This window comes from Pseudomonas sp. GM84, assembly GCF_000282535.1.
In the GTDB taxonomy this organism is placed as follows: Bacteria; Pseudomonadota; Gammaproteobacteria; order Pseudomonadales; family Pseudomonadaceae; genus Aquipseudomonas.
The window spans coordinates 1-9358 of sequence record NZ_AKJC01000260.1 but is presented as its reverse complement, the minus strand read 5'-3'; the positions used below and the strand labels follow the sequence as shown (position 1 = coordinate 9358).

The following is a 9358-nucleotide window of genomic DNA, read 5'->3' as shown; positions in this document are numbered from 1 at the left end:
CAAGGCTGACAACCATGGCCTATCAGACATAGGTACGTTGCAACAAATGTAGGAGCGAGCTTGCTCGCGATGCGCCGCGCGGGCGGCGCTCGATTTGCGCATCTGCGCAATCCTCAAGGCGAGCGCATCGCTGCCACCGCACAATCCCCCTTGTAATCCTCTGGTGGCACCCCAATAAAAGCTGATAGATTTCAGCCGGTTGAAACGCCGGTCCGTAGGCCGGTAGAGGAATTGCCCCATGATTGCTAAAGAAGCCCGCCAGGCCCTGGCGCTGCAGCGGTTTGCCGAAGCGAACCCGCAACTGCTCGAAGAAATCCGCGAGCTCGATGCGCGCGAGCAGGCCCAGCAGATCGAGTGGGCATTCGAGGATGCAGCCGATGAGCAGGGCATCCAGCCCTGGGAGCTGGCGCTGCATCTGATCGCCGAAAGCCCCGAGCAGCTTCAGGCCATGCGCCTGGAAACCCATCGCGAAGTGGCCGAGGCGCTGGGCATGGAGTGGGAAGAGTACTGTCAGTTCAACGAAATCGACCCGGAATAAGGGCGTTTTCGCAGGCTGCAGTTGTTTGACAAGGTGTTTCGGCTGCGCGTCGCCTGAAGCGCTGTGCAGCTTACTTATATAAAGAGGTCCGGCGGCACGCCGTGCGGGCCTTTGAAGCTAATCGACCGGCGTAGTTTCCCGTCGTCCCGAGTGGGGTGACTTCTGCTGCGTGACTCACTAGAATGCTTGCCCTTGATTCTGGAGTCGGGCTATCGCCGGCTAACGTCTGTGCAACGAGGAATATCCATGCAAGTTTCTGTTGAAAACACTTCCGCTCTCGAGCGCCGCATGACCATCGCCGTTCCGGCCGAGCGCGTCGAGAACGAAGTCAACAAGCGTCTGCAGCAGACTGCCAAGCGCGCCAAGGTCGCGGGCTTCCGCCCAGGCAAAGTGCCGATGAGCGTGATCCGCCAGCGTTTCGAAGCCGATGCCCGTCAGGAAGCCTTCGGTGACCTGGTTCAGGCTTCCTTCTACGAAGCCATCGTCGAGCAGAAGCTGAACCCGGCTGGTGCTCCGGCCGTTGAGCCGAAGTCCTTCGAAAAGGGCAAGGACCTGGAATTCGTCGCCATCTTCGAAGTATTCCCTGAGTTCACCGTTGCTGGTCTGGAGTCGATCAAGGTCGAGCGCCTGAGCGCCGAAGTGGCCGATGCCGACCTGGACAACATGCTGGAAGTGCTGCGCAAGCAGAACGTCCGCTTCGAGGCCGTCGAGCGCGCCGCCGAGAAAGACGACCAGGTCAACATCGACTTCGTCGGCAAGATCGACGGCGAAGCCTTCGCCGGTGGTTCGGCCAAGGGCACCCAGCTGGTACTGGGCTCCGGCCGCATGATCCCAGGCTTCGAAGACGGCCTGGTTGGCGCCAAGGCGGGCGAAGAGCGCGTTGTCAACGTGACCTTCCCTGAGGACTATCAGAACCTGGACCTGGCCGGCAAGGCCGCCGAGTTCACCATCACCGTCAACAGCGTGTCGGCCCCTCAGCTGCCAGAGCTGAACGAAGAATTCTTCGCCCAGTTCGGCATCAAGGAATCGACCCTGGAAGGTTTCCGCACTGAAGTTCGCAAGAACATGGAGCGTGAGCTGCGCCAGGCGATCAAGACCAAGGTCAAGAACCAGGTCATGGACGGTCTGCTGGCCGCCAACCCGATCGAAGTGCCCAAGGCCCTGCTGGAGAACGAAGTCAACCGTCTGCGCGTGCAGGCTGTTCAACAGTTCGGTGGCAACATCAAGCCTGAGCAACTGCCGGCCGAGCTGTTCGAAGAGCAAGCCAAGCGCCGTGTGGTGCTGGGCCTGATCGTCGCTGAAGTGGTCAAGCAGTTCGAGCTGAAGCCGGACGACGCCAAGGTTCGCGAGATGATCGAGGAAATGGCTTCGGCTTACCAAGAGCCTGAGCAGGTCATCTCCTGGTACTACAAGAACGACCAGCAGCTGAACGAAGTCCGTTCGGTTGTGCTGGAAGAACAAGTTGTAGATACTGTTCTGCAGAAAGCGACTGTGACCGACAAATCGGTCTCGTACGAAGATGCCGTAAAGCCAGTACAGGCGCCTGCCGAAGCTGAGTAATACGTTTCTCTCGTAGGAAACCCCCACAAGCCAGCCTTCGCGCTGGCTTGTGCGTATTCAAGCCATGACTATTTGGGAGTGAGCGCAGGACATGTCCCGCAATTCTTATATTCAGCAGAGCTCTGACATCCAGGCCGCAGGCGGCCTGGTCCCGATGGTTATCGAGCAGTCCGCCCGTGGCGAACGTGCCTACGACATCTACTCGCGCCTGTTGAAGGAGCGTGTGATCTTCCTGGTTGGCCCGGTAGAGGACTACATGGCCAACCTGGTAGTGGCGCAGCTGCTGTTCCTTGAAGCGGAAAACCCGGACAAGGACATCCATCTGTACATCAACTCCCCAGGCGGCTCGGTCACTGCTGGCATGTCGATCTACGACACCATGCAGTTCATCAAGCCAGACGTCTCGACCATCTGCATCGGTCAGGCCTGCAGCATGGGCGCCTTCCTCTTGGCCGCAGGTGCCAAGGGCAAGCGCCACTGCCTGCCGAACTCGCGCGTGATGATTCACCAGCCGCTGGGCGGCTTCCAGGGCCAGGCCACCGATATCGAGATCCACGCCCAGGAAATTCTCAATATCAAGGCGCGCCTGAACGAGCTGCTGGCCTACCACACCGGCCAGGAGCTTGAGACCATCAAACGCGACACCGAGCGTGACAACTTCATGAGCGCCTCGCGCGCGGCCGAGTACGGCCTGATCGACTCGGTCTACGACAAGCGGCAACTGGTCTCCTGAACCTAGGTGCCAGAGCAGGTAGGCGCCGAAAGCGCCTACCTGCGGACTTGAAAAAGCCCGCAATTGCCTTCATCTTGTGTTGCAAGCCTACCGGATTGGATCGATCGAATGACTGACACCCGTAACGGCGAGGACAGCGGCAAATTGCTTTATTGCTCCTTCTGCGGCAAAAGCCAGCACGAAGTGCGCAAACTGATTGCCGGGCCCTCGGTATTTATCTGCGACGAGTGCGTCGACCTGTGCAACGACATCATCCGTGAGGAGGTGCAGGAAGCCCAGGCCGAGAGCAGCGCGCACAAATTGCCTTCGCCGAAAGAAATCAGCGGCATCCTGGACCAGTACGTGATTGGTCAGGAGCGCGCCAAGAAGGTGCTGTCCGTAGCGGTGTACAACCACTACAAGCGCCTGAACCAGCGTGACAAGAAGGGTGACGAAGTCGAACTCGGCAAGAGCAACATCCTGCTTATCGGGCCTACTGGCTCGGGCAAGACCCTGCTCGCCGAAACCCTTGCACGCCTGTTGAATGTACCGTTCACCATTGCCGACGCCACCACCCTGACCGAAGCCGGTTATGTGGGTGAGGACGTCGAGAACATCATTCAGAAACTGCTGCAAAAGTGCGACTACGACGTGGAAAAGGCCCAGATGGGCATTGTCTACATCGACGAGATCGACAAGATCTCGCGCAAGTCGGACAACCCGTCCATTACCCGTGATGTCTCGGGCGAAGGCGTGCAGCAGGCGTTGCTGAAGCTGATCGAAGGCACCGTGGCTTCCGTACCGCCGCAGGGCGGTCGCAAGCACCCGCAACAGGAATTCCTGCAGGTCGACACCCGCAATATCCTGTTCATCTGCGGTGGCGCCTTCTCGGGACTGGAAAAGGTCATCCAGAACCGCTCCACCAAGGGTGGCATCGGTTTTGGCGCCGAAGTGCGCAGCAAGGAAGAGGGCAAGAAGGTCGGTGAATCGCTGCGCGAAGTCGAGCCGGACGATCTGGTCAAGTTTGGCCTGATCCCCGAGTTCGTCGGCCGTCTGCCGGTCCTGGCGACCCTCGACGAGCTGGATGAGGCGGCGCTGATGCAAATCCTCACCGAGCCGAAGAACGCCTTGACCAAGCAGTATGCCAAGCTGTTCGAGATGGAAAGCGTGGACCTCGAGTTCCGCAGTGATGCCCTCAAGGCCGTTGCACGCAGGGCCCTGGAGCGCAAGACTGGCGCCCGTGGCCTGCGTTCGATCCTCGAAGGCGTGCTGCTCGACACCATGTACGAGATTCCTTCGCAGAAGGAGGTCAGCAAGGTGGTGATCGACGAGAGCGTCATCGAAGGCACGTCGAAACCGCTGCTGATCTACGAGAACAGCGAGCCGCAAGCCAAGGCCGCTCCCGACGCCTGATTCAGGCGAACGTTGGGTACTGGTTGCAAGCAGGAGGGGGCCTACGGGCCCCTTTCTGCTTTTCCTATACAAGCGCTTGTAATTTCCCAGGCGTGCCCCCACATTAGGTCCAAGCATCATTTCCACCGGTTTCCGGCCATAAGGCCGCTGTAGAGGCGAAATCATGAAGACCACCCTCGACTTGCCTCTCTTGCCATTGCGCGATGTCGTTGTTTATCCGCACATGGTCATCCCGCTGTTTGTGGGGCGTGAAAAGTCAATCGAAGCCCTCGAGGCGGCGATGACGGGCGAAAAGCAGATCCTCCTGCTGGCCCAGAAGAATCCAGCCGACGACGATCCAGGCGAAGATGCCCTGTACCGGGTCGGCACCGTCGCGACCGTCTTGCAACTGCTCAAGCTGCCCGATGGCACCGTCAAGGTGCTGGTCGAGGGTGAGCAACGCGGTGCCGTCGAGCGGTTCAGCGAAGTAGAAGGGCACATCCGTGCCGAAGTCTCCCTGATCGACGAAACCGATGCCGCCGAGCGCGAATCGGAAGTGTTCGTGCGCACCCTGCTGTCGCAATTCGAGCAGTACGTGCAGTTGGGCAAGAAGGTCCCGGCCGAAGTGCTGTCTTCGCTGAACAGCATCGAAGAACCAGGGCGTCTGGTCGACACCATGGCCGCGCACATGGCGCTGAAGATCGAGCAGAAGCAAGAGATCCTCGAGATCGTCGATCTGTCGACCCGCGTCGAGCACGTACTGGCCCTGCTGGACGCCGAAATCGACCTGCTGCAGGTTGAAAAGCGCATCCGTGGCCGGGTCAAGAAGCAGATGGAGCGTAGCCAGCGCGAGTACTACCTGAATGAGCAGATGAAGGCCATTCAGAAAGAGCTCGGCGACGGTGACGAAGGCCACAACGAAGTCGAAGAGCTGAAAAAGCGCATCGAAGCGGCTGGCCTGCCCAAGGATGCCCTGGCCAAGGCCCAGGCCGAGCTGAACAAGCTCAAGCAGATGTCGCCGATGTCGGCCGAGGCCACCGTTGTCCGCTCCTACCTCGACTGGCTCGTGCAGGTACCGTGGAAGGCGCAGAGCAAGGTACGCCTGGACCTGGCCAAGGCCGAGGAAATCCTCGATGCCGACCACTATGGCCTGGAAGAGGTCAAGGAACGCATTCTCGAGTACCTCGCGGTGCAGAAGCGCGTCAAGAAAATCCGCGGTCCGGTGCTGTGCCTGGTCGGCCCGCCCGGCGTCGGCAAGACCTCGCTGGCCGAGTCGATCGCTTCGGCGACCAACCGCAAGTTCGTTCGCATGGCCCTCGGTGGCGTGCGTGACGAGGCTGAGATCCGTGGTCACCGGCGTACCTACATCGGTTCCATGCCGGGTCGTCTGATCCAGAAGATGACCAAGGTGGGTGTGCGCAACCCGCTGTTCCTGCTCGACGAGATCGACAAGATGGGCAGCGACATGCGTGGTGACCCCGCGTCGGCGCTGCTGGAGGTACTCGACCCCGAGCAGAACCACAATTTCAATGACCACTACCTGGAAGTCGATTACGACCTCTCGGACGTGATGTTCCTGTGCACCTCGAACTCGATGAACATTCCGCCGGCGCTGCTCGACCGGATGGAAGTCATCCGCCTGCCGGGTTACACCGAAGACGAGAAGATCAACATCGCGGTCAAGTACCTGACGCCCAAGCAGGTCAAGGCCAACGGACTGAAGAAGGAAGAGCTGGAGATCGACGTCTCGGCGATTCGCGACATCATCCGTTACTACACCCGTGAGGCGGGTGTGCGTGGCCTTGAGCGGCAAATCGCCAAGGTCTGCCGCAAGGTGGTCAAGGAGCACACCGGGCAGAAGCAGGTGAAGGTCAAGGTCACCAGCGAGCAGCTCGAGCACCTGCTGGGCATTCGCAAGTTCCGTTACGGCCTGGCTGAACAGCAGGACCAGATCGGCCAGGTGACCGGCCTGGCCTGGACCCAGGTGGGTGGCGAGCTGCTGACCATCGAGTCGGTGGTTATCCCCGGCAAGGGCCAGTTGATCAAGACCGGATCGCTCGGCGATGTCATGGTCGAATCCATCACCGCTGCACAGACCGTGGTCCGTAGCCGCGCCCGCAGCCTGGGTATTGCCGCCGACTTCCACGAGAAGCACGACGTGCACATCCACATGCCCGAAGGTGCTACGCCGAAAGATGGTCCGAGTGCCGGTATCGGCATGTGCACCGCGCTGGTCTCGGCGCTGACGCAGATTCCAGTGCGCGCAGATGTCGCCATGACCGGCGAAATTACCCTGCGTGGGCAGGTTCTGGCGATTGGCGGGCTGAAGGAAAAACTGCTGGCAGCGCACCGTGGTGGAATCAAGACGGTGATCATTCCGGAGGAGAATGTTCGCGATTTGAAGGAAATTCCGGAAAATATCAAACAGGATCTTCAGATCAAACCGGTCAAATGGATTGACGAAGTCCTGCAAATTGCGCTGCAATACGCCCCGGAGCCCTTGCCAGATGTGGCTCCTGAGATTGTCGCGAAAGAAGAAAAGCGCGACGGCGATGCTAAGGAAAGAATCAGCACGCATTAGCAGTTTTTGCTTGGGGGGCTTTCCTTGACAGTTTTTTCGGGGCCTTGCTATAAAGCGGCACGCTATTGTCAACAAGCCACCCAGCGCACGTTTCATAAGCTTTTCATTACATACTTAGAAACAAACTCAATAGAGAAATAAGGGGACTTAGAGTGAACAAGTCGGAACTGATTGACGCTATCGCTGCATCGGCTGACATTTCCAAGGCTGCCGCCGGCAAGGCTCTGGATGCTGTGATCGACTCCGTGACCGGTGCCCTGAAAGCAGGCGACGATGTCGTCCTGGTTGGCTTCGGTACCTTCTCGGTGAAGGAGCGCGCAGAGCGCACCGGCCGTAACCCGCAAACCGGCAATGCGATCAAGATTGCTGCCGCCAAGGTTCCAGGCTTCAAGGCTGGCAAAGGCCTGAAAGACGCCGTCAACTAAGTCGTCTCTTTCAGCCGGACCTGGCCTGGCCGGGTCCGAGCACGCTGAAGGCGGGCCGCAAACGTTCCCGCCTGACACGTTTGCTAAGAAAAGGCGCATCCTCGGATGCGCCTTTCTTTTATCAGGATTCTACCCACGCTCCGCGGTTGTCGACGCAGTGGTACAGCCGTTTCTGGGGGACGCATGCTGCAAAATATCAGGGACAATTCACAAGGTTGGATTGCCAAGACCATCATCGGCCTCATCGTCGTGCTGATGGCGTTGACCGGCTTCGAAGCCATTTTCCAGGCCGCCACCCATAGCCAGGACGCCGCCAAGGTGAACGGGCAAACCATCAGCCAGAACGAGCTGAGCCAAGCGGCCGACATGCAGCGCCGCCAGCTGATGCAACAGCTGGGCAAGGATTTCGACCCGGCAATGCTGGACGAAAAGCTGCTGCGCGATGCCGCGCTCAAAGGGCTGATCGACCGCAAATTGCTGTTGCAGGGTGCTGAAGACGCCAAGTTCGCCTTCTCGGAGGCCGCGCTGGATCAAGTGATCCTGCAGACCCCTGAGTTCCAGGTCGATGGCAAGTTCGACGCCGACCGCTTCGACCAGGTCATCCGCCAGATGGGCTATGGCCGTATGCAATTCCGCGACATGCTTGCCGAGGAAATGCTGATCGGCCAGCTGCGCACTGGTATCGCTGGCAGCAGCTTCGTCACCGACCAGCAAGTCGATGCGTTCGCCCGCCTGGAAAACCAGACCCGCGATTTCGCCTCCCTGACCCTCAAGGCCAACCCGGCTGCGGTTCAGGTAAGCGATGACGAGATCAAGGCGCACTATAACCAGCACGCCAAGGAGTTCATGACCCCTGACCAAGTGGTCATCGACTACGTCGAGCTGAAGAAGTCGGCGTTCTTCGACCAGGTCAAGGTCACTGACGAAGCGCTCAAGGCCCAGTACGAGAAGGAAATCGCCAACCTCGGCGAGCAGCGCCACGCGGCGCACATCCTCATCGAGGTCAACGACAAGGTCACCGATGACCAGGCCAAGGCCCGCATCGCAGAGGTCGAGCAACGCCTGGCCAAAGGTGAAGACTTTGCCACGCTGGCCAAGGAGTTCTCCCAGGACCCGGGTTCCGCCAATAACGGTGGTGACCTTGGTTTTGCAGGCCCAGGCGTGTACGACCCGGCATTTGAAAGTGCCCTGTACAAGCTCAACGACGGGCAGGTATCGGCGCCGGTGCGCACCGATTTCGGCTATCACCTGATCAAGCTGTTGGGTAAGCAGGCGCCTGAAGTGCCGAGCTTCGCCAGCCTGAAGGACAAGCTGACCCACGACCTGAAGATGCCGCTGGTCGAGCAGCGTTATGTGGATGCCGCCAAGCAACTGCAGGACGCCGCCTACGAGGCTGCAGACCTGGCCCAGCCGGCCCAGGACCTGAACCTCAAGGTACATACCTCGGCGCCTTTCGGCCGTGAGGGGGGTGAAGGCATCACGGCCAACCGTGGCGTGATCCAGGCTGCATTCTCCGAGGAAGTGCTGGAGGAGGCTGCCAACAGCACCGCCATCGAGCTGGACCCGGAAACCACCGTGGTGCTGCGCGTCAAGGAGCACCGCAAGCCTGAGCAGATGCCGCTGGAAGCCGTGGCCAAGAACATCCGCGAGCACCTGGCCAAGGAGAAGGCGACCGCCGAGCTCAAGGCCAAGGCGGACAAGCTGATCGCCGGCCTGCGTGACGGTTCGATCCCCCTCACTGCGAGCCAGGATGGTCAGAACTGGAAGGCCTACGAAGCGGTCACCCGCAGCCAGGAGGGCATCGACCCCGCCGAGCTGCAGGCGCTGTTCCGCCTTGCCAAGCCACAAGCCAAGGACAAGCCGGAGTATGGCAGTGTGGTCCTGGCCGATGGCAGCCTGGTCGTGCTGCAGCTCAAGGGCGTCAACGAAGGCGCGTCCGCCAGCGATGAGGAGAAGCAGCAGATCCGCCGCTACCTCGCTTCGCGTGCTGGCCAGCAGGACTTCGCGGCGTACCGCAAGCAGCTGGAAGGCAGCGCAGACATCACGCGCTACTGAGTGGTTGTCTGGTAACGAAACAGGCCGCGTAATGCGGCCTGTTTCGTTTCTGAGCTTTGTGTAAACCCCAAAGCTCTCGCGATTCCTGTGGGAGC

General features: G+C 59.9%; 7 protein-coding genes. All 7 read left to right on the top strand.

Annotation, left to right across the window (positions count from 1 at the left end; translation table 11 throughout):
• Window positions 1-238: 238 nt before the first annotated feature.
• The 7 genes from PMI38_RS20270 to PMI38_RS20240 all read left to right on the top strand — a co-directional run bounded on the left by PMI38_RS20270 (window position 239) and on the right by PMI38_RS20240 (window position 9263).
• Window positions 239-538, top strand: a complete 300-nt coding sequence (locus tag PMI38_RS20270; protein ID WP_008097941.1) for a DUF6388 family protein — start codon at window positions 239-241, stop codon at window positions 536-538.
• 246 nt (window positions 539-784) lie between these two features.
• Window positions 785-2098, top strand: a complete 1314-nt coding sequence (tig, locus tag PMI38_RS20265; RefSeq protein WP_008097939.1) for a trigger factor — start codon at window positions 785-787, stop codon at window positions 2096-2098.
• Between the two features lie 91 nt (window positions 2099-2189).
• Window positions 2190-2831, top strand: a complete 642-nt coding sequence (clpP, locus tag PMI38_RS20260) for an ATP-dependent Clp endopeptidase proteolytic subunit ClpP (RefSeq protein WP_008097937.1) — start codon at window positions 2190-2192, stop codon at window positions 2829-2831.
• A gap of 108 nt (window positions 2832-2939) precedes the next feature.
• On the top strand, window positions 2940-4223 hold the full coding sequence (clpX, locus tag PMI38_RS20255; protein ID WP_008097935.1) for an ATP-dependent Clp protease ATP-binding subunit ClpX: 1284 nt from the start codon (window positions 2940-2942) through the stop codon (window positions 4221-4223).
• A 163-nt stretch (window positions 4224-4386) separates the two neighbouring features.
• Entirely contained in the window at window positions 4387-6783 is a 2397-nt protein-coding gene (gene lon / locus PMI38_RS20250) for an endopeptidase La (protein ID WP_008097933.1), read from the top strand.
• A 152-nt stretch (window positions 6784-6935) separates the two neighbouring features.
• A complete protein-coding gene (hupB, locus tag PMI38_RS20245) occupies window positions 6936-7208 on the top strand; it encodes a nucleoid-associated protein HU-beta (protein WP_008097930.1) in 273 nt (90 codons plus the stop codon).
• 183 nt (window positions 7209-7391) lie between these two features.
• The gene (locus tag PMI38_RS20240) at window positions 7392-9263 is read left to right on the top strand and encodes a SurA N-terminal domain-containing protein (RefSeq protein WP_008097929.1); all 1872 of its coding nucleotides are present in this window, start codon (window positions 7392-7394) and stop codon (window positions 9261-9263) included.
• Window positions 9264-9358: the final 95 nt, after the last annotated feature.